Source organism: Streptomyces sp. NPDC126510 (assembly GCF_040302345.1).
Classification (GTDB): domain Bacteria; phylum Actinomycetota; class Actinomycetes; order Streptomycetales; family Streptomycetaceae; genus Streptomyces.
In genome coordinates this window covers 95,286-118,995 of record NZ_JBEORR010000020.1, presented here as the reverse complement: position 1 = coordinate 118,995, position 23,710 = coordinate 95,286, and the positions used below count along the sequence as shown (strand labels likewise).

Genomic DNA, 23,710 nt, shown 5'->3' with positions numbered 1-23,710 from the left:
CACAGGCCCGGCCGGGCGGGGCGGCGTCCGAACCCCGCACCCGGCGTCCCGTCCTGACGCCGTCAGCCGAGCGCCATCACGGCCCGACAGTACGTCCGGGCCGTGCTGTCGTGGACCGGCGTACGTCGACGGCCGTGAGCGCCAACGCCAGTGGCCCGGGAGCGAGAAAGGCGAGCGGCAGCAGCATCCAGGCGCACAGCACTGCCGTCGCCACGGCGAGCAGGACCAGGCCACTGCCCCCCATGTCCGCCACGGCGTCCCGGCCGGCCCCGCGCACCGCGGCCCGCCAGTCGGTCAGCGACTCGGGGCGCCCGCAGGCCCGCAGCCCGACCACCACCGCGCCCGTGCCGATCACCCCGGCCGCCACCGCGAACAGCGGCGCTCCCGGCAGCCCGGCCCGGGCCAGTGCCAGGTCGGCGGCGACCACCAGCAGACCCGCCAGGGCGACGGCTCCCACCGCCAGGTCGCCGGCGCGCAACCGCCGCCGCAGCAGGGCGAAGTACCGCCCCGCCGTGACGGGTTGATCCAGTCCAGCCCCCCGCAGCACGGCGCACGCCGTCGACAGCGCGGCCGGGACCGTGACCAGGGGCAGGCAGGCCGCTGCCGTGGCCAGGCCGACGCTCAGCACGTCGGCGAACAGCGTCATGCGCGGGCCGAACACCTCACCCGTGTCCCTCGCGGCCATGTCGCTCAGCCCTTCAGTCCGGAGCTCGCCATGCCCTCCACCAGGAACCGCTGGAAGGCGAGGAAGAACAGCACGATCGGCAGCAGCGCGATCACCGACAGGGCGAACATCGGGCCGAACGCGGAGGTGCTGGAGGCGTCCACGAAGGAGCGCAGCGCGAGCGTGAGGGTGAACTTCTCCGGGTCGAAGAGGTAGATGAGCTGGGTGAAGAAATCGTTCCAGGTCCAGATGAAGGTGAAGATGGCGGTGGTGATCAGGGCCGGCCGGGTGAGCGGCAGCACGACCTGGAAGAAGCTGCGGAAGGGCCCGCAGCCGTCGATCCGGGCCGCCTCCTCCAGCTCGCGCGGCAGGCTGCGCATGAACTGCACGATGAGGAAGACGAAGAACGCCTCGGTGGCCAGGAACTTCGGCAGGATCAGCGGCCAGTAGGTGTTCACCATGCCGAGCTGGTTGAAGATGATGTACTGCGGGATCAGCACCGCGTGGTGCGGGAGCATGATGGTGGCGATCATGAAGGCGAACAGCGGCCCGCGGAAGCGGAACCTCAGCCGTGCGAAGGCGTAGGCGGCGAGCGAGCAGCTGATGATGTTGCCGAGGACCGCGCCGCCCGCGATCAGCAGGGAGTTGCCGAGCAGCCGCCAGATGGAGACGTCGTTGACGCCGTCGAGGGCGGTCGCGTAGTTCGACCACTCCAGGTGGCTGGGCAGCAGGTCGAGGCTGGCTATGACCTCGTCGGCGGGTTTGAGCGAGGTGGCCAGCAGCCAGGCCAGGGGGTACAGCATGACCAGCAGGGCGGCCAGGCAGCCCGCGTGCAGGGCGACGCGGCCCCATCGAACGGACTTGCGCGCAACGGCGGTTGAGGTCACCGGTCCCCCTCGGAGGCGTAGAAGACCCAGGAGCGTGAGGTGCGGAACAGCACCGCCGTGACGACGCCGATCACGAGGAGCAGCACCCAGGCCATGGCGGAGGCGTAGCCCATGTGGGAGGCGACGAAGCCGCGGTCGTAGAGGTACATGGTGTAGACGAGCGTCGAGTCGGCCGGTCCGCCCTTGCCGGCGCTGACCGCGAAGGCGGGTGTGAACACCTGGAACGCCTGGATGGTCTGCAGGACCAGGTTGAAGAAGAGCACCGGGGACAGCATCGGCACGGTGACGGACAGGAACTGCCGCCACTTGCTCGCCCCGTCCACAGCCGCCGCCTCGTACAGCTCCGCGGGAATCTGCTGGAGCCCGGCGAGGAAGATGACCATCGGCGCGCCGAACTGCCACACCGTCAGCAGGGCCACGGCCAGCAGCGCCCAGCCGGGCTTGTTGACCCAGCCGCCGGTGCCCAGCAGGTGGTCCACGGTGCCGCCGTCGTTGAAGACGGCCCGCCACACGAGCGCGATGGACATCGACGCGCCGAGCAGGGACGGGGCGTAGAACGCGGAGCGGTAGAAGCCCTTGCCGCGCTTCATGCCCTTCAGGGCGAGGGCGACGGCGAGGGCGAGGGCGAGTTGCAGGGGCACGGCGATGACGACATACGTCAGGGTCGTCGCGACCGAACGCCAGTAACGGGGGTCCTCGGTGAACATCTGCACGTAGTTGCGCAGGCCCACCCACCGCGGCGGGGTGAACAGGTCGTAATCGGTGAACGACAGGTACAGCGACACGGCCATCGGCAGCAGCGTCAGGACGATCGCGCCGAGCACCCAGGGCGAGAGGAACACCCAGGCCGCACCCTCGCGTTCGCGCTGGGGGCGGCGCTTCGGTGCGGCGGCGGGGGCGTGCCTCGACTCCGCGGGGATCGCGGTGGTGGTCATGACCTCAGCTCCGCCTTCGCCTCGGTGACGTAGTTCTCGGCCGCCTCGCGGGGCGACATGCGCGCGTAGGACACCTGGTCGTAGTCGCGCTGGAAGGTGCTCTGCAGGGCGTTGTCGCCCGAGGGCGGCGCCTGGGGCGGATCCTTGAGCCTGCCCTCCAGGGATGCCTGGAAGTCGGCGATGGTCTTGTCGAAGTCCTTGAGCTGCGGGCCGAACTCGTCGCGGATCGTCTCGTTGACGGGGATGCCGCGGCTCGCGCCGAGGATCTTCGCGGCCTGCCGGTCGTTGATCAGGAAGTCGACGAGCCGCGCGGCCTCCTCGGGGTGGCCGGTGTCGGCCGAGACGCCCACGAACATGGACGGCTTGAAGTACTGGCCGGGTGTGCCGTCCTCACCGGAGGGCATCGGGGCGAGAGCGACGCCGCCCTTGACGAGAGCGGCGAAGCCGCTGGCCGGGGCGTCCCAGTTGGCGTCGGTGACCGACGTGCCGCGCCCCAGCGGGGTGTTCTCGACGGAGCCGTCGAGCTGGGTGGTCTGCTCGGCGGGCGAGACGGCGCCCTCGCGGCGCAGCCGGTCGGTGAAGGTCCACCAGCGTGCGAGGTCGCCGGCGGTGAAGCCCAGTCGGCCGCCCTCGGTGTAGAGGGACTTGCCCCGGCCGCGCAGCCACACCTCGAAGGCGTCCTCGCTCTGGCCGGGGTCGGTCGCCCCGGACTTGCCGGTCTTCTTCGCGAGGGCCCGCATGGTGTCGGCCCACTCGCTCCAGGTCCAGCTCGCGCCGGGCAGGGGGACGCCCGACTTCTTCCACGTCCGGATGTCGTAGGCGACGGTCTCGGTGCCGCGGCCCTGCGGGATCGCGTACTGGACGTCGTCGACGCGGCCGGTGGCGAGCAGACCCGGGTCGATCTCGGAAGTGCGCAGGACGGACTTCTGTTTCGCCAGGTCGAGCAGGACCCCGCCGGAGGCGTACTGGTCGATCTGGCGGTAGTCGAGCTGCATCACGTCCGGGGCGTCACCGCCGGCGGCCTGGGTGGCGAGCTTCTGCTTGTAGGCGTCGTAGCCGGAGAACGACGTCGCCACGTCGATGTCCGGGTGCTGTTTCTCGAACAGCGCGACGGCCTGCTCGGTGCGTTCCGCGCGGTCGGGGTTGCCCCACCACGTGTAGCGCAGCACGACCTTGCCGCCGCCCGCGGACTCCCCGGATCCTCCGCAGCCCGCCAGCACGGCACACAGTGCCAGTGCGGCGGCCGACGCGCAGAACCCCTTTGTCCTGTGTCCGGGCATGCCGAGGTCACTCCTCTCGACGGAGTTTCGGTTGAGCCCCCCTCAGACCCCCCTCAGGTCCCCTCAGGTCCCCTCAGGCCTCCCTGCTGCTACTCCCCCTGGTACGGCAGCGTGGTGCCGGGCAGCGTGTACTCGTCGCGCCGGCCGCACATGCCGAAGCCGCCCAGCCGGGTGGGCGCGGCCTCGTGGGCGGTGGCCCCGCCGAGGTAGGCGGGATCGCCGGCGGCCAGGGCGTCGAGCTGGGCGCCGGTGCGTTCCGCGGTGGCCAGCGCGCCCTCCCGCCACAAGGCCTGCCAGGTGGGCACCTTGTCGCGCACGATGCGGGCGGCGGCCCGCTGGAACTCCAGGTACGGGCCGTTGTCACCGGCGACGAGGGCCTCGCGCAGGGCCAGATAACCCTCGACGGCTAGGTCCCTGCGGCGTCGGGCGGCCGCGGCCGTCTCCGGTCCGGTGCCGGGCGGCAGGGCGGCCGCCGCGGCGTACTTCTCCGGGTCGGCGAGCACCTCGGGTGGGAAGGTGAACACGGCGTCCCCGGCCTCGGGCAGGCCGCTGTTCTGCATCAGTACGGTGATGCGCAGGTCGCCGCCCTGCACCATGCGGTGCACGGTGCCCGGTGTGAACCAGGCGAGGGAGCCGGCCTCGAGGGGGATCTCCCGGTAGCCGTCCGGGCTCAGGGTCTGGACCGCGCCCCGGCCGCCGGTGACGACGTACGCCTCCGTGCACACCAGGTGCAGGTGCGGGCTGCCGCCGCAGACGCCGTCGGCGGCCTCCCAGTCGTAGGCGCTCAGGTGGGACAGGCCGATCGCGCCGGGCAGCGGGTGCGGAAGGCCCGCCGGCTCGGGTTCGCTCACCACGCCAGGCCCTCCAGGTGCGCGCCCACCCGGTCGCGGTCCCAGGCGCCGTCGGCGACGACGATGCGGTACCGGTACCCGAAGGACTCCCCCGGCGGCAGTTCGAACTCCTCGAAGAACGCCCAGGAGAAGGCGGCGGTCGGGAAGGGCTCGGAGCGGACGAACCAGTGCGACTCGTGGATCGCGGACGTCTCGTCGAGGTTCTCGGGGGCGTGCGCGAACACCAGGGTGGAGTGGCCGTCGACGTCGTCGTGCTCGGTGGTGAAGGCCAGCCAGGGGCCCTGGGTGCCCATCAGCTTGCCCGCGTCGGCGTCGGTGTCCGGGGCGAAGACCGTGCCGCCGGTGAAGTCGCGGGGGCCGCGCCACTGGAGTCCGGTGTAGCCGGCCATCTCACGGCCCGCGGTGGTCGGGGAGCCGAAGGCCAGGGGCTCGGAGCGGGTGTTGGTGAGGCGGATCGACCAGTCCAGGACCCAGGACCCGGACTCCTCGTCGACCGAGTGGACGGTCAGTCCGCGCACCTCGCGCGCCCACTCCTCGCCGCCGTTCTCGATCCAGGTGAGGTTCTCGGTGAAGGCGAGACGGTCGTCCTCGACGGTGAAGTCCGCGAAATCGTCGTGCCGCATCGAGCCGACGCGCTCGGGCAGGCGGAGGTAGCCCTGGCCGTGGACGTAGCAGTTGCCGCCCCAGAAGTTCTGCCCGGACAGATGGCTCGCGGTCATCTGCAGGCCCTTGTGCCAGCGGTGGTCGTTCGGGCGGTAGCCGGTGACGGTGCGGCCCGAGAGGGTGCGCACGGGGTGGGCGTAGGGCTTGCGGGACTCGAAGGGATCCGGGTCGGGGCGGTAGACGTAGCGGAGGATCTCCGTGCCGCCTGCGGTGACGGCGATGTCCTCGCCGTGCGTGTGGGTGACGCGGATGGTCATGCGCGCTCCTTGGGGGCCCAGTCGGGGTACTCGCCGTGCATGGCCTCGTAGAAGGGATCGCCGGGGCCGATCTCCCCGGCCCGCACCGAGCGGCCGGTGAACGCCGCCTTGTACAGAGCGGCCGCGAACTCGAGGGTGGCCCGCGCGTCGTGGCCGCTGCCCGGTGGCCGGGTGCCGTTGTCGTAGGCGTCGAGGAGTGTGCCCAGCTGTGCGGTGTGCGAGCTGGGCACGTCGCTCGCCGGGGTGCGCCAGGCTGTGGCCCGCTCGGAGGCGACGTGCGGGGCCGGGGTGTAGGCCCAGCTGTCGTTGCTGTGGCCGTACAGATGGGTGAGCTCGACCGTGGCGTCGGCGCAGTCGATGCGGATGCGGCTCACCTCGTCCGGGGAGAGCACGCTGTTGACGACGGTGGCGAGGGCTCCGCTGCGGAAACGCACCAGGGCGGTGGACACGTCCTCGCTCTCGGTGTCGTGGACCAGCCGCGCGGCCATGGCCGAGATCTCCTCCCACTCGCCGAGCAGGTGCAGCAGCAGGTCGTACTGGTGGATGCCGTGGCCCATGGTCGGGCCGCCGCCCTCGCTGGCCCACTTCCCGCGCCACGGCACCGCGTAGTACGCCGCGTCCCGGTGCCATGTGGTCTGGCAGTGCGCCACCAGCGGGGCACCCAGCTCGCCGCTGGTGATCAGCTCGCGGGCGTGCACGGCGCCGGATCCGTAGCGGTGCTGGAACACGACCGATGCGTACCCGCCGGAGGCCTCCTCGGCGGCGGCAATCTCGTCGTACTCGGCGAGCGACAGGGTGAGGGGCTTCTCGCACAGCACCCAGGCGCCGGCCTTCAGCGCGGCCACCGTCTGCTCGCGGTGCAGCGAGGGCGGCGTGCCGATGAGGACCAGATCGGGGCGTACGGCGTCCAGCATCGCGTCCATGGAGGTGTACCCGGCGACCTGCTCACCGGCCAGTTCGCGGAAGGCGTCGAGGCGCTCCTGGTCCACGTCGACGGCGGCCACCAGTTCCACCCGGTCGGAGTGGGCCCGCAGGGCGGGCAGGTGACTGCCGCTGACGATGGCTCCGGTGCCGACGACGGCCACGCGGCGGCGGGTGGGGGACAAGGACATGCGGCGCTCCTCGGACAACCGGCTGACAGGCGCTTGGAAAGCGCTTGCACTCGGAAAGGACCCTAGGCGCGAGAGAATGTCTGGACAACCCCCCTGCAGCGACCTGCACAAGGTCTGCCCGAGCATTCTCCCAGCTTGGGGCGGAGATACGGGTAGTCGCCCTCGTCATGGAAACGGCATTCCCCCCTTCTCCGCGCTGGGGATGACCCCACCTGGAACCGGCCGTCAGCCGGAGTGATCGCGCGGCGCACCGTCCCTGGCGTTCTGTGGCACAGCCCCCTCTTTCTGCATGCCCCTGCCATGCCATCGAGGGGTAACAGCGAAGGCCCCGTGGCTCGCCGGGGTGCTCTAGTTCGTGCTCACGGGCGCCGACTCCCCCTACGGCGGCGCGCAGAGGGCGATCGCGTGCGGTGACAACACCGGGCCGCGTGATCCCGAGGTGTCCTGGCGCGACGTCCAGCGCTCCCGTGCCCAGGACCCGCTGTTCGGGCCCGTCAGGAACGACCTCAATCCCTGCGCGTTCTGGGACCGGCCGCGTGAGCGTCTGCGCTGCGCGCGCGGGAGGCTAGCCGGCCCGGCGGTTCGCGGGACGGGGCCGGGCCGCTCAGCACCTACAGTGGCCGTCTGCGATCACAAAGTGACCGTGCGGCCGCCGCGCCGACAGGCCTCTCACATACCGCGCGGGCGATGGGCCCGCTCCCGACGCCGGGCGGGACGAGCCCGTTGCCCGGCCCACCTCTTCGGAGTCACCATGGCCGCGCCCCCGCACCCGCCCCGCCCCCGCCGCTCCGGGGCGTCCGTCCTGGTGATCCTGCTTCCCCTCGCGGTCCTGATCCTGGTGGCGGTGTCCGTGGGGTCGTGGCTGCAGTTCACCGAGCGGCAGGCGAAGGACACGGTGCACACGGTCGGGTCGGGAGCCGCCGACCGGGTGGACGTGGAGGTCACCACCCAGAGCGTCGACGCCGCGGCCGGAGAACTCGTCCTGCGGGTCCGGGTCCGTCCACGCGGGGCTCTCGGCGAGGAGGAGGGGACCGCTCCGGTGGCCGATCTCCACCTCCAGACATCCGCGGCGACGCTGGGCGACCTGGCGTTCGAGGCGCACGAGCGGCTCGCGCCCAAGGATGTGCAGGTCGCGCTCACGGGCGGGTCGACCAGCGACTACCCGTTCGACACCTACGACACCGACATCGAGTTCTGGGCGGTGCTGGGTGGCGAGCCGGTGCCGGTGCGGATGCTCTTCTCCAACAACGACACCCTCTTCTCCATCGCCGTGACACCCCCGCCCTCCCGGCAGGAGGCCGTCCTGGGTCTGAAGCTGTCCCGCTCGGGCAGCCTGCTCGTCTTCGCGGTCTTCATGATGGTCGTGATGTGGGCGCTGGCGACGTCCGTGCTCCTCGGTGCCTGGTTTCTGACGACCCGCAGGCAGGGCCTGGTCTGGCCGGCCCTCGCCTGGATGGCCGCCACGCTGTTCGCTCTCGCGGCGTTCCGCAACACCGCCCCCGGCACGCCGCCGATCGGCTGCGTGATGGACTGGTTCGCCTTCTTCTGGGCCGAGACCATCATCGCCCTGTGCCTGATCGTCGTGGTCACGGCCGGCATCCGCACCGCTCTGCGCGCGAGCGACGACCGCCCCCCTTAGGAGTGCCACCGGGCCACCCGGGCCGCGACAGGCAACCGGCCCTGATGGTCACCGCCCGCGAGCGGTGTCCATCAGGGCCGGCCCCGCCGAGTCAGGACTCGACGATCTTGCGCACGTTCTCCACGGAGCCGCACCCGGCCTTCAACTGGCGCTCACGCTCCTGCCAGAACGCCAGCCCGAGTTCCTCGCGCCGCTCCATGGCCACGTTCTCCCGCGCACCGTTGAGGATGGTGCGCTCCTCCTCGTCGGCGTGATGGGTGACGGCCTCGACCAGCTCCTCGAGCTTCGAGTCCCACTCCTCGGAGCCGACCTCCTCGACCTCGAGGAGCTCCAGAAGGGCCTCGTTGCCCTCGTCGTGCTCGTGCTCGCCGTGCTCGACCTCTTCGTCATCGATGTTCTTGTACCGCTTGAGCGCCGGGTAGACCTTGGCCTCCTCGGCCTGGGCGTGCGCGATCAGCAGGTCCGCGAACTCGCGCAGGGCATCCGCCCGGTCGTCCTCTACGCTCCGCATCCGACGGAAGAGGTCTTCCATGCGCCGGTGATCCTGAAGGATGAGTTCTACGACGTCTTTCGTGTCGGCCATGGAAATGGAACGCCTTTCCTGGGAGAGCTTCGGGTTACTTTCGTCTACCTCATTCCTGACGGTTTGCTCGCCACCGACATGCGGTCGGCCTGCCGGTCTACCAGCGGTACCAGCGACCCTTGCGGCCACCACTGTCCGCGGTACGCAGCACGAAGCCGAGCAGCCACAGGACCAGCACGATCACCGCGATCCACCACAGGGCCTTCAGTGCGAAGCCCGCACCGAACAGGACCAGGGCCAGCAGCAGGACGAGAAGCAGGGGAACCATAGTCATCAACCTCCGCTCCCTCTGGTGCCCCACCCGCAGACGAACACACAGTCGAATTTTCATGTTTCTTCACAAGGATCACGGGCACGTGAACCGCTTGCGCCCGGCGGGGGCCAGGATCGGATCACGACCGAAGTCCCCCTCTCTGCAAGGGAGTTGTTCTTCACTCCGCGGGTATGCGGAGCGGCGGCCGGTGCACCGGCCCACTCCATTCGACCCGAGGGGGGTTTCCATGGGCAGTTCCGCGAGGCGCGTCCGGGCGAGATCGAGCTGCGTGACGGTGACGGCACTGGCGGTCCTGGCCGTCGGCGCCGGTCCCGGCGGTGCGGCCGCTCCGGCACCCGCGGCCACTCCGGCAGCCGCGGCCACTCCGGCGATCGCCAAGGCGAGGGCCAAGGTCACCACGGAGCCGGCGGACGCCACGCTGGGCTACCGCGCCAACGCCCGTCACGACAGCTTCGTCGCCGGGGCCACGGCGGCCCCACCGTTCACCAAGGCCTGGTCCGTCGACCTGGGCTCGGCCGTCTCCGCGCCGGTCGCGGTCGGCGGGAAGGTCTTCGTGGTGGTCAACGCGGCCGAGGAGGAGGGGAGCGACGGCCCGCGCATGGAACTGGTCGGCCTGGACGCGGCCACCGGCAAGAGGCTGTGGCCCCAGCGGCTGATCGCCGACAACGACCCCAAGGCCACCCTTGCGTACGGTGGCGGGCTCCTCTACACCCAGACCGGCAGGGGTGTCCTGACCGCCTGGGACCCGGCGACGGGCGGGCAGCGGTGGACCCGCAGCATCGGCTCCGGCTCCTGCGAGTACCCGCCGACGTGGTACGACGGCACGCTGTACACCCAGGACGGCCGGGGCACGGCGCTGGCACTGCGCCCGAGCGACGGAGCCGAGCTGTGGCGGGCTCCGCTCGTCGACTGGGGATGGTCGCCCGTGGTCGTCGACGAACTCGGCGTGTGGTTCGGCTTCGACAACGCCTCGTACCAGCTCCTGGACCGGCGCACCGGCCGGGAGCTGCGCCGCTACGACGTGCCCGACCTGCTCGCGCTCGGCGGCAACCCGATCGCGCGCGGCGCCGGGGCGCTGTGGCTGCGCAGCGACGACGCGGACGACGAGCGGACCATGGCGTACGACCAGAAGACCGGCGCGGTCCTGCGCTCCTTCCCCGCCGACGCAACGCCGGCGTTCGGCCCGGGACGGATCTACGTGGCGTACCGGGGCGTCGTGAAGGCGATCGGCACGACGACCTACGCCACCGCCTGGAGCTACCGCAGCCCGCGCGGGGCCGCGACCGTCCGGCTGGTCGCCGGCGGGTACGTGTACATCCAGGACGGCAACGGGAAGCTGATGGCGCTGAACGAGCGCACCGGCGCGGTGGTCTGGTCCTACCAGCGCTGGGCCGAGCCGCACCCGATGGAGAACGTGCTCGCGGAGGAGGACTGGCGCGGCTGGGTCAACCCCGGCATCGCCACTGCCGGAGGCCGCGTGTTCGCACCCGGGCAGAACGGCGTCCTGACCGCGTTCGAGGACTGACCCCCCAGGGTGCGCCGGGGGCCCGCATGGGCGACCCGGCGCCCCAGGCGTTCCGAAGGGCGCTCCCGTTCCGGCATCACGCCCCGTCAGTGCCCGCACCGGGATCTCTCAGTCCGTCCCCACGACGATCACCTCGTCGGCGGCCGTCCAACGGCGGCGCTCCGACTTGGGCGGGTTGACCCGCACGCCGTAACCCGGATGCGTGGAGGCGTCGTCGTGACTGCGGTAGCCGATGGCGCACTCACCGCGCCCGCGTGCCGCGGCCACGACGGTGGCGAAGGCCGTCTCGCACCCGGGCAGCACGTAGTCGCCGGCCGGCCTCAGGCGGATGCCGGCGCCGTCGGCGGAGAACAGTTCCTCGAAGACCGCCGCGAGGTGCCGGTTCTGGGAGATCTGTGCCATGAGCAGGCCGATGAGCTTGCCGCTGATGATCACGTCGGCTCCGGGCCCGAGGGGTGCCAGCGCTCGGTTGCGGTCGTCCACCAGCTCGGTGACGACGGGGAGTTCACGCCCCGAGGCTTCTTCCATCTGTCGTAGCAGCAGCAGGGTGACGAGCGTGCGGTTGTCGGGTTCGTCCGGGGGCTGTCCCGGAGCGGGGTCCTCCCCCACGACGATCACGCTGTCGTAGGAGTGCACGTCCAGACGACGGAGCGTCTCGGGGTGGGTGACGTCCCCCCGGTGGAGGGTGACGGCCAGGCCGGTGCCGTGGGGCCCTCCGGACTCACGCACCTGCCGGACCGTCGCTTCACCGCCGTCCGCCACGACGTCGACGACCGAGCCGGGCCGGGCCCGGCGGCGGAGCTGGTCGACCATGAGCGGCGCCCGGCGGTTCCAGCCGAGCAGGAGGACCCGCTCCGGCCCCGCGGGCGTCGCGGGGCCGGAGGCCATCGCCGCCTTCTCGACCCACTGCCCGCACTCCCCCGCCCAGGACGTGTCGTCGTCGCGGGAGATGACGATGAGCAGATCGTCCGCGGCGACGGTCGTCTGCGGCGGCGGGTTGAGCAGCGGGGTGCCGCCGCGCACCAGCCCGACGACGCTGGACGTCGGATAGGACAGCAGCGCGTCGCCGAACGGGCGGCCCGTCAGGGACCCTTCGGCGACCAGGTAGAACTCGTCGCCGGCGAAGTCGAGGAGCTCCTGGTGGACGAGGGAGAGCCCGGGGTGGCGGGCGGCCTGGACGATCAGCCGGGCCGTGACGGTGTCGCTCTCCAGGACGACACCGCCCGGGCCGGCGGCGAGGCCTGCGGCCGGCCGGTAGCGGTCGTCCCGGACGGCGGCGACGACGGGCGGGCGGTTCTCCACCCCGGCCAGGGCCGCCCGCAGCGCCAGCAGCGTCTTGACGACCTCGGCGTCGGCGTCGGGCTCGTCGCGGGGCAGGACCAGCACGACACCGGCCGTCGCCGGACTGGTCAGGGTGAGCACGGCCGGGTCGGCGGTGGGGCCGCTGCGGCAGATCAGCCGCGTCCGGCCGACGGGGCCCACCTTCGTGCCGAGTGCCTCCTCCATCGCGGTCTTGTCCCGGTCGGCCAGCACCACCACCGCCGCGCGTCTCTGGTTGGCGTTGGCGGCCACCAGCTCGCCGACGACCGTGAACACCTGCTCCGACCAGCCCAGGACCACGACGTGTCCTTGTTCGAGCACGGTCGACCGGCCGCGCCGCAACGCGGTGAGCCGCTCCGTGAGTGCCGTCGTGATGAGGCCGACCAGCGTCGAGACGTACAGCAGCGCGACCAGGGCCAGCAGCACCGACATCGTCACGCGCAGCGGCGTACCGGTCACCCCGCCCAGACGCAGGGTCTCCCCCGTCAGGCGCCACACCTGTGCCAGCCGGTCCGGCAGGGACTCCGGCGCGTGCGGGTCGGTCCACACCACCAGCGCGCTGGCCGGGACGACGACGGCCAGACACAGCAGCGCCATCCAGCCGACCAGGGCGGAGGCACCGCGGGTCAGCGTGCTGTCGAACCAGTAACGGACCCGGTCACCCCACACGGTGCGCCGCTGCGCCACCCTTCCCCCTCTGTCTCCCCGAGCTCATGTGCGGCCGGCCGGCGCCGCGTGCGCGGTGCGCCGGGCGGGACGGCCGGAGAGCTCGGTCGTGGATACGCAGTCGCAGTGTGGGGGCTCGTTCGCGGTGGCGGAGGCGGTTCGCCGCGCATTCATTCCTTCGGGTACGCCTGGCACGGCGTGAGTGGCGACCCCGTCGTGACGTGAGGGTTTTGCCCCTGATTCGCTCATTGGGGGCAACGCCCGGGCGAACGGCGGCGGCCCGTCACTGCCACCGTTACAAAGATCGCCATGACTGATGATCACGCGGTGGCCCGCTCCTCCGATTCCGGTGTCTCCCGGCGGGAGTTCGCGGCGGTGGCCGGCACGGCCACGGTGGCGACAGCCCTGACCGGCGGTACCGCCACGGCCCTGCCCGCGCCGGCCGCGCCGCTCGCCCCGGCCGCTCCCGGCGGCGGCCGCGGCGCCGACTCCGACAGGTGCCTGGCCGTCGCCCGTGCCCTGCTCGTCCTGGATTCCGACGACCGCCCCCTCGTCCCTCGCTACCGGCGCGTCCTGAAAGACGGACTGCCGGCGCGACGGACCCGCCCCAAGGACGTCCTCGTCATCGGCGCCGGCCCGTCCGGGCTAGTGGCCGCCTGGCTGCTGAAGGAGGCGGGGCACCGGGTGACGGTCCTGGAGGCCAACGGCAACCGGGCGGGCGGCCGCATCAAGACCTTCCGCAAGGGCGGTCACGAAGGCGCCGGGCAGCCCTTCGCGGACCCCGCCCAGTACGCCGAGGCGGGCGCGATGCGCATCCCCGGCAGCCATCCGCTGGTGATGGAACTCATCGACCGGTTCGACCTGAAGAAGCGGCGCTTCCACTACGTCGACGTCGACGAGGAGGGACGTCCCGCCGCACGCACCTGGATCCACGTCAACGGCATCCGCGTGCGGCGCGCCGACTACGCCCGCTCCCCCCGGCGCGTGAACCGGTCCTTCGGCGTCCCGAAGGCCCACTGGGACACCCCCGCCGCAGCGATCCTGCGTGCCGCGCTGGACCCCGTGCGCGACGAGTTCAGCCACGTCGGCCGGGACGGCAAGCGGGTCGACAAACCGCTGCCGGAGCGGCTGCGGGGCTGGGCGCGGGTGGTGAAGCGGTTCGGCGACTGGTCGATGTTCCGCTTCCTCACCGAGCACGCCGGTCTCGACGAGCGGACCGTCGACCTGATCGGCACCCTGGAGAACCTCACCTCACGCCTCCCGCTGTCCTTCATCCACAGCTTCATCGGCTCCTCCCTCATCAGCCCCGACACGCCCTTCTACGAGCTGGAGGGCGGCACGGCCGTGCTGCCGGACGCCCTGCTGGAACGCGTGCGCAAGGAGGTGCGCTTCGACCGCCGGGTGACGCGCATCCAGTACCACCACCCCGACCGGCCGTCCGCGGACGGCGGGCATGTGCGGAGCAAGGGCCCGCACGTGTGGGTGGACACCGTGTCCGAGGGGCGCGACGGCCCGGTGGTCCGCGAGCAGTTCACCGCCGACGTCGCCGTGGTCACGGTGCCGTTCTCCGGGCTGCGCCATGTGCAGATCGACCCTCCCCTGTCCTACCGCAAGCGCCGCGCGATCTGCGAGCTGCACTACGACAGCGCGACCAAGGTGCTGCTCGAGTTCAGCCGCCGCTGGTGGGAGTTCGACGAGGACGACTGGAAGCGCGAACTGAACGCCGTCGACCCCGGCCTGTACGACGCCTACCGCACCGGCAAGACCCCCGCGGACGGCAGCCTGCTCGGCGCACACCCCTCCGTGCCCGGCGGGCACATCACGCGGGCTCAGCGCACCCACTACGCCGCGAACCGCGCGATCGGCCGCGACCAGCCGGAGGCGGCCGGTGTCGTGGGCGGCGGCTCGGTGTCGGACAACGCCAACCGCTTCATGTTCAACCCGTCCCACCCGGTCCCGGGCAGCGCGGGGGGTGTGGTGCTGGCGTCCTACAGCTGGGCCGACGACGCCCTGCGCTGGGACTCCCTGGACGACGAGGCGCGGTATCCGCACGCGCTGTGCGGTCTCCAGCAGGTCTACGGCCGGCGCATCGAGGTGTTCTACACCGGCGCGGGGCGTACCCAGAGCTGGCTGCGCGACCCGTACGCCTACGGGGAGGCGTCGGTGCTGCTGCCCGGGCAGCACACCGAGCTGTTGCCCGTCATCCCCGAGCGTGAGGGGCCGTTGCACTTCGCCGGTGACCACACGTCCGTCAAACCGGCGTGGATCGAGGGGGCCCTGGAGTCGGCCGTGCGGGCCGCCCTGGAGGTCCACACGGATCAGTGACCGTTGATCGAGGGGCCCCGGCGCGCGCATGCGCCGGGGCCCCCGTGCGTTCGGCTCACCCGGCGGCGCTCGCGGTGACCGCAAAGACCAAAACCTCCGTTGTTTCCGGAACGCAGACAGCCCGCCGGAGCCCGGGCACCATGTGGCCCACGTCACCCTCCCTCACAGGGCCTTTACCTACCCGCATCGACGTACCGACAGGTGGTGGCACTCGTGCGCCTGCGCACCCCCCTCGCCCTGCTCGGGGCTGCCGTGCTCGTGCTCGTCGGCCCCCCGCTGCTGACCACCGGCAGCGGCTCCGAGACCGGCACACAGATCCCGGGCCTGCGCTTCATGGTCCCCAACACGCCCGGCGGCGGCTACGACATCACGGCCCGGACGGCCGCGAAGAACGCCGAGGACGCCGGACTCACTCACAACATCGAGGTGTTCAACCTGCCGGGCGCCGGCGGCACCGTGGGCCTCAGCCGGCTGGTGAGCGAGCACGGCAACGGCAAGCTCGCCATGTCCATGGGCCTCGGAGTCGTGGGCGCCGTCCGTTCCAACGACGCCCCGAAGACGCTCGGGGACACCACGCCGATCGCCCGGCTCACCGAGGAGCAGGACGTGGTGGTCGTGGCGAAGGACTCGCCGTACAAGACGATCGACGACCTGATCGGCGCCTGGAAGGAGAACCCGGGCAAGCTCCCGGTGGGCGGCGGCTCCTCGCCCGGCGGGCCCGACCACCTCGCGCCGATGCTGATGGCGCGGGCCGCCGGGATCTCGCCGAAGCAGGTCAACTACATCCCCTTCGACGGCGGTGGTGAGCTGCTCGCCTCGATCCTCGGCAACAAGGTCGCCTTCGGCGTCTCCGGGGTCGGCGAGTACCAGGACCAGATCAAGGCGGGCGAGCTGCGCCTCCTCGCGGTCACCGGCCCGCAGCGCGTCGAGGGCCTGGACGCCCCCACGCTGAAGGAGGCGGGCTACGACGTGAACTTCACCAACTGGCGCGGGATCGTCGCCCCGCCCGGCCTGAACGACGGAGAGCGCGACAAGCTCGTGAAACTGGTCGAGGAGCTGCACGACTCGGACGAGTGGCGCACCTCCCTGCGGCAGAACGGCTGGGACGACGCCTTCCTCACCGGCGATGAGTTCGGCGCGTTCCTCGACGCCGAGGACAAGCGCGTGGTTTCGGTGCTGAAGGAGCTGGGACTGTGACGACGCAGACCGACATACCCACCGCCGAGACCGGCGGCGAGCGGCGCTCATGGCTGCGGGAGCACTCCGAACTGGGCGTGTGCGTCCTGCTGCTGGCGCTCGGCGTCCTCGTCCTGACCGACGCGCTCACCATGGACGTCGACATCGCCCAGCGCGGCCCGGTCGGACCGAAGACCGTCCCGGTCGTGGTCGGGGCCGGCCTGCTGGTCATCGCCGCCCTGCTCGCCCTGGACGTGCTGCGCGGCGGCCGGGGCCAGGCCGAGGGCGGTGAGGACATCGACCTGTCCGAGCCCGCCGACTGGCGCACGGTGCTGCTGCTCGCCGGGGTGTTCCTCGGCGCGGCCGTCCTGATCGAGCCGCTCGGCTTCCCCATCGCCGGCGCGCTGCTGTTCTGGGGCGCGGCGTTCGCGCTCGGCAGCCGCCGGACCGACCGCGACCCGCTCATCGCCGCCGGGCTCTCCCTCGTCACCTACACCGTCTTCAACAACCTGCTCGGAGTGCCCCTGCCCGGCGGTCCGCTGATGGGAGTGCTGTGACATGGATGCCTTCAACTCCCTTCTGGACGGCTTCGGTACGGCCCTCACGCCGATCAACCTCCTGTGGGCCGTGATCGGTGTGCTCCTCGGCACGGCGATCGGCGTGCTGCCGGGCATCGGCCCGGCGATGGCGGTCGCCCTGCTGCTGCCGGTGACGTACGGGCTCGACCCGATCGGCGCGTTCATCATGTTCGCCGGCATCTACTACGGCGCGATGTTCGGCGGCTCGACCACCTCCATCCTGCTCAACACACCCGGTGAGAGCGCGGCGGTGGTGGCGGCCATGGAGGGCAACCCCATGGCCAAGTCCGGGCGCGGCGCCCAGGCCCTGGCCGCGGCCGCCGTCGGGCACTTCGCGGGCGGCCTGATCGGCACGCTGCTGCTGGTGGCGCTCGCGCCGACGGTCGCGAAACTCGCCGTGGACATCGGCGCGCCGGACTACTTCGCCATCATGGTGCTGGCGTTCATCGCGGTGACCTCGGTGCTGGGCTCGTCCCGCATCCGCGGTCTGGCCTCCCTGCTGATCGGCCTCACCCTGGGTCTGGTGGGCCTGGACCAGATGACCGGCCAGCAGCGCCTGACGTTCGGTTCGCTGCAACTGGCCGACGGCATCGACGTGGTGATCGTCGCGGTCGGGCTCTTCGCGATCGGCGAGGCGCTGTGGGTGGCGGCGCACCTGCGGCGCAGGCCGCCCGAGCCGATCCCGGTGGGGCGTCCCTGGCTGGGGCGCGGGGACGTGAGCCGGACCTGGAAGTCGTGGCTGCGCGGCCCGTTCATCGGCTTCCCGTTCGGCGCGATCCCGGCGGGCGGCGCGGAGATCCCGACCTTCCTGTCGTACGTGACGGAGAAGCGCCTGTCGAAGCACAAGGACGAGTGGGGCAAGGGCGCCATCGAGGGGGTCGCCGGCCCGGAGTCTGCGGCGTCGGCCTCGGCGGCGGGCACCCTGGTGTCGATGCTGACCCTGGGCCTGCCGACCACGGCGGTCGCGGCCGTGATGCTGGCCGCCTTCCAGCAGTACGGGATCCAGCCCGGCCCGCTCCTCTTCGAGCGCGAGCCCGACCTGGTGTGGGGCCTGATCGCCTCCCTGTTCGTCGGCATGGTGCTGCTGCTCGCGCTGAACCTGCCGCTGGCGCCGGTATGGGCGAAGCTGCTGCGCATCCCGCGGCCGTACCTGTACGCGGGGATCATGTTCTTCGCGGCGGTCGGCGCGTACGCCGTCGGCGGCGAGGTGATCGACCTGGTGATCCTGCTGATCATCGGTCTGATCGGCTTCGGCATGCGCCGTTACGGGCTGCCCGTGCTGCCCGCCGTGATCGGCGTCATCCTCGGCCCGAACGCCGAGCAGCAGTTGCGGCGCGCCCTGCAGATCAGCGACGGCAGTGTCACGGGTCTGGTCAACACGCCGTTCGCGGTGACCGTGTACGCGGTGATCGTGCTGCTGCTGGTGTGGCCGCTGCTGCGGAGGGCGGTGACGCGCGAGGGCGCCGAGGCCTGAGGTCCGGCCGTCGCGGCGCCCGATTCCCGGGGGTCGCACGGGCGGCGGGTCTGTCCCCACCGGTCGCGGCGACCCGTACGCGCGTTCCTGAACATCGCGCGTACGGGTCGCCGTTCGTCTGAGGATCGCGTCCGGCCCGGGTCCGAGCGTCAGGCGGAGAGCAGCCCTCTGCCCAGCCAGTCGGAGGAGTCCCGCACCCCGGGCAGAGCGAAGAAGTAGCCGCCGCCGGTCGGGGAGATGTAGTCGACGAGGGGTTCGTCGATCAGCCGGGTCTGGGTGGCTTCGAACTGGCGGCGCACGTCCTGCTGGTAGCAGCAGAAGACCAGTCCCATGTCGAGGTTCCCGACACTGTCGACACCCCGGTCGTAGTTGTAACCCCGGCGCAGGATACGGGAGTTGTCGGTCTTCCGGGTGCGAGGGTTGGCGAGCCGGATGTGCGCGTCGAGGGGGATCGCCGTGCCGTGCGGGTCCTTGGCGTAGTTCGGGCTGTCGGTCTCCCGGGCGCCGTCCAGCGGGGCGCCGGTGTCCTTGCGCCGGCCGAACATCAGCTCCTGCTCGGACAGCGAGACCCGGTCCCAGAACTCGACGAGCATCCGGATGATCCGGACGACCTGATAGCTGCCGCCGGCCGTCCACGCGGGCTCGCCCTGCCCGTCGCCGACCCACACGAGGTGGTCCATCTGGCGGGCCGAGGCGACGTCCGGGTTGGCGATGCCGTCCTTGAAGCCCAGCAGGTTGCGCTGGGCGCCGCTGGGCCGGGGCACGTTCTGGAAGCCGTCGACACGCCACCGGATCTGCAGCGCCCCCCGGGTGTGCTTGGCGATGTCGCGCAGCGCGTGCAGCACGGTGTCCTGGCGGGCCGCGCAGATCTGCAGGGACAGGTCACCGTGGCATTCGGCGGGGTTCAGGTTGTCGTTGGGGAAGGTCCGCATGGGCGTGAGCCGGTGCGGCCTGGCCGGGGCGAGTCCGTAGCGATCGTCGAAGAGGGAGGCCCCGACTCCCACGGTGACGGTGAGCGCGTCGGCCGGTACGACGGGTCCGAGGATGCCGTTGTCCGAGGGCGGGGCGCCGACACCGAGGTCCGCGGGCGTACCGCCGGACGTGAGGAAGCGGGCCCGGTCGGTGAGGGTCTTCAGCAGGTCCGCCAGTTCGGCACGGCGGTCGGCGATGACGTCGAAGGAGACGAAGGCGGCGGCCGGTGGGGCGGGGGTGAGGATCCCGGCCTGATGGATTCCGTGGAAGGCCACCGGCCCGGCGGTCTGTTGTCCGGCCGCCCGGGCCGTGCCGCTGCCGCTCTCGGCGAGCGCGAGTCCGCCCCCGGCCAGGACCGCTCCGGCGGCTCCGGCGCCGAGGGCCGTCTTCACGAAGGAACGGCGGCCGGCGTGGGCGGGGCAGCCCGTCGGCGGGGTGTCGGCGGACGGCATGGAGGTGTTCCCTTCGGGGTCTGCTGCGGGGTGGTGTCGTCGTTCGGCGCTCATGCGGACTTCCTGATCTCGAGCAGGTCCGGCACCGGGGAGAGGTCTTCGAGGAGCTGCCCCGTGGCCCCGTCGATCCGGGCCTTCGCCGCCGGGTCGAGCCGGTCGACGGGGGTCCAGCGGTTCCCGTGGTGTGCGGAGTCGAGCAGTCGCTGCAGGCGGGCGATGTCCGCGTCGACGGCGGGCAGCAGCCGCGGGGCACGCGGGGTGAGCAACGGCCGGAGCACGGTGAGCAGTTCACGTGTGCCGGCGAGGTTGGCGTCGGCGGTGGCGAGCCCGGTGCCGCTGCCCTGGTCGGTGTCGCCGGTCAGCTCGAACTGGAGGGTGTTCTCCAGGATCTCGTGGGCGCGCAGGGGCAGGTCGGAGGGATCGAAGTCCTGGTGCGGGAAGGCTTTCCGCAGCCCGGCGGCATCGTCGGCCAACTGCTGTGCCGGGCCTTTGAGTTCCGCGGCTGACTGTCCGTGCCACAGCCCGTACTCGATCCGGTGGAAGCCGGTGAAGTCCTGGTCGCGCACACCGCCCGGCAGCCCGTCGGGCCGTCCGTCGATCCTCTGGTCGAAGTCCTCGAAGGTGCCGTAGGCGGCGCCGAGGGAGGCGTAGGTGCGGTGGGCGGTCAGCCAGTCGGTGCGGGCGGTGTCCAGGTGCCCGGCCCGGATGTCGTCTCCGAGCTGCCGGGTCTGGGTGACGAGCGTCGACAGGCCCCGGTTCACGTACGCCTTGTACGCGGTGAGCGGTGCGGTGAGGTCCCGTTCGGTGACGGGGACGACGGCGTGGGCACCGGCGGCTCCGGTGACCCGGACCGCCTGCGAGGTGACGGCCTTGCCGTCGGCGGGCACACAGCGCCAGGCATAGGTGCCGCCCGCCACGGTGGCGACGAGGTCCTGGGTGGTGCCTGGGGCCAGACCCTCGATCTCGCCGTAGACCGCGTTCGAGGACGGGTCGATCAGGTACACCTCGGACGTCTGGTTCCCCGTGTTGTGCATCCGGAAGTCCTGCCGTCCCGGTTTCGGCGCGGTGAAGCCCTGACCGCAGTCCGTCCCGGAGACGGCGACGGTCTGACCGGCGGCGGGCTTGGGGTCGGCCAGTGCCACGACGAGACCGGCCAGCAGGGTGGGGACGGCGACGACGGCGACGGGGAGGAGCAGGCGGCGGGTCGCCGCCGGGCCGGCGGCCCGGTCGGATCGCGGGTTCGCCGGCGAGGGCGACGGGGTGGTGCCACGGGCTCCTCGCACAACGCGTGCTCCCCGGACGAACAGCGGCATCACCACAGCGAGATAGCCCGCGTATCCGGCCACTTGGAGCCAGGTCATCGCCGGAGTCAGATTGAGAACGCCCTGGAGCAGGGTGCTGTACCAGGAGCCTGCGTCGACGCTGCCGCTCAGGTCGAAAGCGAACGCCGTCCCGCCGGGCAGGACCCCGCCCTCCTGGAGGTCGCGCAGTCCGTAGCCGAGGACGCCCGCGGCGATGACGACGAGCACCGCGCCGGTGACGGTGAAGAAGCGGGTGAGGTCGATGCGCAGCACCCGGCGGTAGAGCCCCCAGCACAGGAGCGCCGCGAGGACCAGCCCGACACCCGCGCCCATCAGCGGTCCTGCCGACTCGTCGGCCGCTCGGGCGGTGGTCCACAGGAACAGGGCGGTCTCCAGGCCTTCACGCCCCACGGCGAGGAAGGAGGTGAGGATCAGGACTCCGGCGCCCATGGTCAGCGCCTCGGTGACCTTCTCCCTGAGCTCGCCCGCGAGGCTGCGGGCGGACCGCCGCATCCAGAACACCATCGCGGTGACGAAGGCGACGGCGACGATGCTCAGGGCTCCGCCGAAGGCCTCCTGCGCGGTGGTGGAGAGGGATGCGGCCGTGAAGGTCAGCACCGCGCCGAAACTCATCGACAGCGCGATCGCGGCCAGCACTCCGGTCCACACCTGCGCCAGCCGCGACCTGGCCCCCGCCCGCACGAGGGTGGCGACCAGCACGGAGACGATGAGCCCGGCTTCCAGCCCCTCCCTCAGCCCGATCAGAAAGCTCGGAAACGAGTCGTCCCACATGTAACGCGGCCCTCCCGGCCCAACGCCCGGCCCCCACAGAGCGAGTTAGCCAAGGCATGCCTTACCGACGCCGACCATCATGGACTCGGCTCTCTGGGCATCCGGTCATGAATGCCTCATGGCCCGGCAAAAGTCCTCAGGAGGCGCCGACGGCCCGCGCAGGGAGAGGAGTCGGTCGGCGGACACGCGCCCTGCGCGGCGCCGACGGTCCGTGGGGGGAGGAGTCGGCCGGCAGATCCACGCCCTCACGCGGCGCTCACAACCCGCGGAACGGGAGTGGGCCCGCGCCCCCATGCCGCACCGACGGCCCCTGCCGATAACGGGAATCAGCCCGCGGATTCGCCGAAGACCTCCGCGACAAGCGCTCGGTCGCCCTGGACCTGTCGGACGAGACCGGGCGGGAGCGGGCCCGGGCCCTCGTCGCCGAGTCGGACGTGCTGGGGGAGAACTTGTCTACCGCTCCGTCAGCGGCTTCGGTACCGGCGGTGGCGCCTCGATCCCCGGCTACGACCTACCGCTGGGCGCGTCACCGGCGTCGCCCGCTCCCGGGCTCTCGACCTTGACCACGCGGCGCCCAGATCGGCGAGGAGCATGGTCGCGTACGGCCCGGCCAGGACCCGCGAGAAGTCCGCGATCCGCAGCCCGTGCAGGGCGCCGCGCTCCGTGTCCACGTCCGCCTTCGAATGATCGTCGCTGATCGCCTTCGACCTCCGGATCTCACCCTCTCACCCTCCCACCCCTTGACGCGTCAATGACAACAATGGCTTGATGTGCTGGGAGCGCTCCCACCTCATCCAGGGAAGGGACCACCATGCACGAAACCCCCCACCCGTCCCCGCACTTACGGGTCATGTCCGTCCTCGGCCTCCTGGCCGCCCTGCTCCTCCCCCTCGGCATGACGTTCGCACCCCGCGCGTCGGCCGCACCGGCGGCGGACCCCGTCCGCGTCATGCCGCTCGGCGACTCGATCACCGGCTCTCCCGGCTGCTGGCGGGCCGTGCTGTGGAACCGGCTGGCCGACAGCGGATACACGGACGTCGACTTCGTCGGCACCCTCCCCCCGCAGGGCTGCGGGCAGGCGCACGACGGGGACAACGAGGGCCACGGAGGCGAGCTCGCCACCAACGTGGCGGACCAGAACCTGCTGCCCGGCCGGTTGTCCTCCACGCGCCCCGACATCGTTGTCATGCACTTCGGTACGAACGACGTCTGGAGCAGCATCGCCCCCGACCGCATCCTCGCCGCCTACACCAAGCTCGTGGCGCAGATGAGGGTTTCGAATCCGGACATGCGGATCCTGGTGGCGCAGCTGATCCCCATGAACCCCAGCTCCTGCGCGGCCTGCGCGCAACGCGTCGTCGACTTCAACGCGCGCGTCCCCGGCTGGGCCCGGGCGACCGGCACCGAGCGCTCGCCCGTCACCGTGGTCGACCAGTGGACCGGCTTCAGCACGGCCACCGACACCTACGACGGTGTGCATCCCAACGCCTCCGGCGACGCCAAGATCGCGGCCCGCTGGTTCCCGGCCCTGACGGCGGCGCTCGACGCCGGCGTCCCGCAGGACCCGGACGACCCGGGTGGCCCGGGCGGGGATCCGACCGCATGCACCGCGCGTTTCCGGGCCGTCTCCTCCTGGCAGGGCGGCTACCAGGGCGAGGTGACGGTGACGAACGCGTCGAGTTCCGCCGTTCCGGGCTGGACCGCGACCGTCGTACCGGCGGGCGGGGCGCGTCTGACCCAGCTCTGGAACGGCTCCCTCACCACGGCCGCCGACGGCACGGCCACCGTCACCAACGCGGCGTGGAACGGCGCCCTCGCGCCCGGCGCGAGCGCCACGTTCGGTTTCGTCGCCACCGCCCCGGCGGCGGGCGGCACGCCGACGGCCACGGTCACCTGCGCAGGGAAGGCACCCACCGGGTGACGGCCGTGCCGGGCCGGAAGCACCCCGGCACGGGCTGACCCGAACCCGGCCTACCCGAACCTG

At 71.9% G+C, this 23,710-nt stretch carries 20 protein-coding genes and 1 pseudogene; 8 read left to right on the top strand and 13 right to left on the bottom strand.

Going from position 1 to position 23,710, the window contains the following annotated elements:
* Nucleotides 1–76: 76 nt before the first annotated feature.
* The 7 genes from ABTX60_RS26780 to ABTX60_RS26750 all read right to left on the bottom strand — a co-directional run bounded on the left by ABTX60_RS26780 (nt 77) and on the right by ABTX60_RS26750 (nt 6,649).
* Nucleotides 77–685: a hypothetical protein gene (locus ABTX60_RS26780; RefSeq protein ID WP_352099556.1), complete on the bottom strand. Its 609-nt coding sequence runs from the start codon at nt 683–685 to the stop codon at nt 77–79.
* A gap of 5 nt (nt 686–690) precedes the next feature.
* A complete protein-coding gene (locus tag ABTX60_RS26775) occupies nt 691–1,551 on the bottom strand; it encodes a carbohydrate ABC transporter permease (RefSeq protein ID WP_352099555.1) in 861 nt (286 codons plus the stop codon).
* Entirely contained in the window at nt 1,548–2,486 is a 939-nt protein-coding gene (locus tag ABTX60_RS26770; RefSeq protein ID WP_352099554.1) for a carbohydrate ABC transporter permease, read from the bottom strand. The genes ABTX60_RS26775 and ABTX60_RS26770 overlap by 4 nt, the downstream gene beginning before the upstream one ends.
* Nucleotides 2,483–3,766: an ABC transporter substrate-binding protein gene (locus ABTX60_RS26765; protein WP_352099553.1), complete on the bottom strand. Its 1,284-nt coding sequence runs from the start codon at nt 3,764–3,766 to the stop codon at nt 2,483–2,485. The genes ABTX60_RS26770 and ABTX60_RS26765 overlap by 4 nt, the downstream gene beginning before the upstream one ends.
* 89 nt (nt 3,767–3,855) lie before the next feature.
* A complete protein-coding gene (locus ABTX60_RS26760; RefSeq protein ID WP_352099552.1) occupies nt 3,856–4,620 on the bottom strand; it encodes a cupin domain-containing protein in 765 nt (254 codons plus the stop codon).
* Complete coding sequence (locus tag ABTX60_RS26755; protein ID WP_352099551.1) at nt 4,614–5,537, bottom strand: DUF6807 domain-containing protein; 924 nt, start codon at nt 5,535–5,537, stop codon at nt 4,614–4,616. The genes ABTX60_RS26760 and ABTX60_RS26755 overlap by 7 nt, the downstream gene beginning before the upstream one ends.
* A complete protein-coding gene (locus ABTX60_RS26750; RefSeq protein WP_352099550.1) occupies nt 5,534–6,649 on the bottom strand; it encodes a Gfo/Idh/MocA family protein in 1,116 nt (371 codons plus the stop codon). The genes ABTX60_RS26755 and ABTX60_RS26750 overlap by 4 nt, the downstream gene beginning before the upstream one ends.
* 751 nt (nt 6,650–7,400) lie before the next feature.
* Between ABTX60_RS26750 and ABTX60_RS26740 the strand changes: the two genes are divergently transcribed.
* Complete coding sequence (locus ABTX60_RS26740; RefSeq protein ID WP_352099602.1) at nt 7,401–8,288, top strand: DUF4436 family protein; 888 nt, start codon at nt 7,401–7,403, stop codon at nt 8,286–8,288.
* A gap of 91 nt (nt 8,289–8,379) precedes the next feature.
* On the opposite strand, the gene ABTX60_RS26735 is transcribed toward ABTX60_RS26740, so the two are convergent.
* Together ABTX60_RS26735 and ABTX60_RS26730 are read right to left on the bottom strand one after the other, a co-directional pair.
* A complete protein-coding gene (locus ABTX60_RS26735) occupies nt 8,380–8,871 on the bottom strand; it encodes a hemerythrin domain-containing protein (protein ID WP_352099549.1) in 492 nt (163 codons plus the stop codon).
* A 97-nt stretch (nt 8,872–8,968) separates the two neighbouring features.
* Nucleotides 8,969–9,139, bottom strand: coding sequence for a DUF5670 family protein (locus ABTX60_RS26730; RefSeq protein WP_184567467.1), 171 nt, complete (start codon nt 9,137–9,139; stop codon nt 8,969–8,971).
* 232 nt (nt 9,140–9,371) lie between these two features.
* Between ABTX60_RS26730 and ABTX60_RS26725 the strand changes: the two genes are divergently transcribed.
* A complete protein-coding gene (locus ABTX60_RS26725; RefSeq protein ID WP_352099548.1) occupies nt 9,372–10,670 on the top strand; it encodes an outer membrane protein assembly factor BamB family protein in 1,299 nt (432 codons plus the stop codon).
* A 108-nt stretch (nt 10,671–10,778) separates the two neighbouring features.
* On the opposite strand, the gene ABTX60_RS26720 is transcribed toward ABTX60_RS26725, so the two are convergent.
* The gene (locus ABTX60_RS26720; protein ID WP_352099547.1) at nt 10,779–12,677 is read right to left on the bottom strand and encodes a CASTOR/POLLUX-related putative ion channel; all 1,899 of its coding nucleotides are present in this window, start codon (nt 12,675–12,677) and stop codon (nt 10,779–10,781) included.
* A 288-nt stretch (nt 12,678–12,965) separates the two neighbouring features.
* On the opposite strand from ABTX60_RS26720, the gene lgoX reads away from it, so the two are divergent.
* The 4 genes from lgoX (at nt 12,966) to ABTX60_RS26700 (ending at nt 18,209) form a co-directional block, all read left to right on the top strand.
* Nucleotides 12,966–14,981, top strand: coding sequence for an L-glutamate oxidase LgoX (gene lgoX / locus ABTX60_RS26715; RefSeq protein ID WP_352099546.1), 2,016 nt, complete (start codon nt 12,966–12,968; stop codon nt 14,979–14,981).
* A gap of 213 nt (nt 14,982–15,194) precedes the next feature.
* Complete coding sequence (locus tag ABTX60_RS26710; RefSeq protein ID WP_352099601.1) at nt 15,195–16,178, top strand: Bug family tripartite tricarboxylate transporter substrate binding protein; 984 nt, start codon at nt 15,195–15,197, stop codon at nt 16,176–16,178.
* Nucleotides 16,175–16,714: a tripartite tricarboxylate transporter TctB family protein gene (locus tag ABTX60_RS26705; RefSeq protein WP_352099545.1), complete on the top strand. Its 540-nt coding sequence runs from the start codon at nt 16,175–16,177 to the stop codon at nt 16,712–16,714. The genes ABTX60_RS26710 and ABTX60_RS26705 overlap by 4 nt, the downstream gene beginning before the upstream one ends.
* Nucleotide 16,715: 1 nt before the next feature.
* Nucleotides 16,716–18,209, top strand: coding sequence for a tripartite tricarboxylate transporter permease (locus ABTX60_RS26700; RefSeq protein WP_352099544.1), 1,494 nt, complete (start codon nt 16,716–16,718; stop codon nt 18,207–18,209).
* Between the two features lie 149 nt (nt 18,210–18,358).
* On the opposite strand, the gene efeB is transcribed toward ABTX60_RS26700, so the two are convergent.
* Nucleotides 18,359–19,633 (bottom strand): iron uptake transporter deferrochelatase/peroxidase subunit, encoded by a 1,275-nt coding sequence (gene efeB, locus ABTX60_RS26695; protein WP_352099600.1) that lies wholly within the window; start codon nt 19,631–19,633, stop codon nt 18,359–18,361.
* Nucleotides 19,634–19,683: 50 nt separating this feature from the next.
* Nucleotides 19,684–21,726: an iron uptake transporter permease EfeU gene (gene efeU / locus ABTX60_RS26690; protein WP_352099543.1), complete on the bottom strand. Its 2,043-nt coding sequence runs from the start codon at nt 21,724–21,726 to the stop codon at nt 19,684–19,686.
* Nucleotides 21,727–22,100: 374 nt separating this feature from the next.
* Here efeU and ABTX60_RS26685 point away from each other — a divergent pair, with 374 nt between their 5' ends.
* A complete protein-coding gene (locus ABTX60_RS26685; protein ID WP_352099599.1) occupies nt 22,101–22,289 on the top strand; it encodes a hypothetical protein in 189 nt (62 codons plus the stop codon).
* Here the strand turns inward: ABTX60_RS26685 and ABTX60_RS26680 are convergent.
* Nucleotides 22,261–22,397 (bottom strand): annotated as a pseudogene (locus ABTX60_RS26680) (CoA transferase); the annotation flags it as partial. The gene ABTX60_RS26685 and the pseudogene ABTX60_RS26680 sit on opposite strands and share 29 nt — an antisense overlap.
* 140 nt (nt 22,398–22,537) lie before the next feature.
* On the opposite strand from ABTX60_RS26680, the gene ABTX60_RS26675 reads away from it, so the two are divergent.
* The gene (locus ABTX60_RS26675; protein WP_352099542.1) at nt 22,538–23,647 is read left to right on the top strand and encodes a GDSL-type esterase/lipase family protein; all 1,110 of its coding nucleotides are present in this window, start codon (nt 22,538–22,540) and stop codon (nt 23,645–23,647) included.
* Nucleotides 23,648–23,710: the final 63 nt, after the last annotated feature.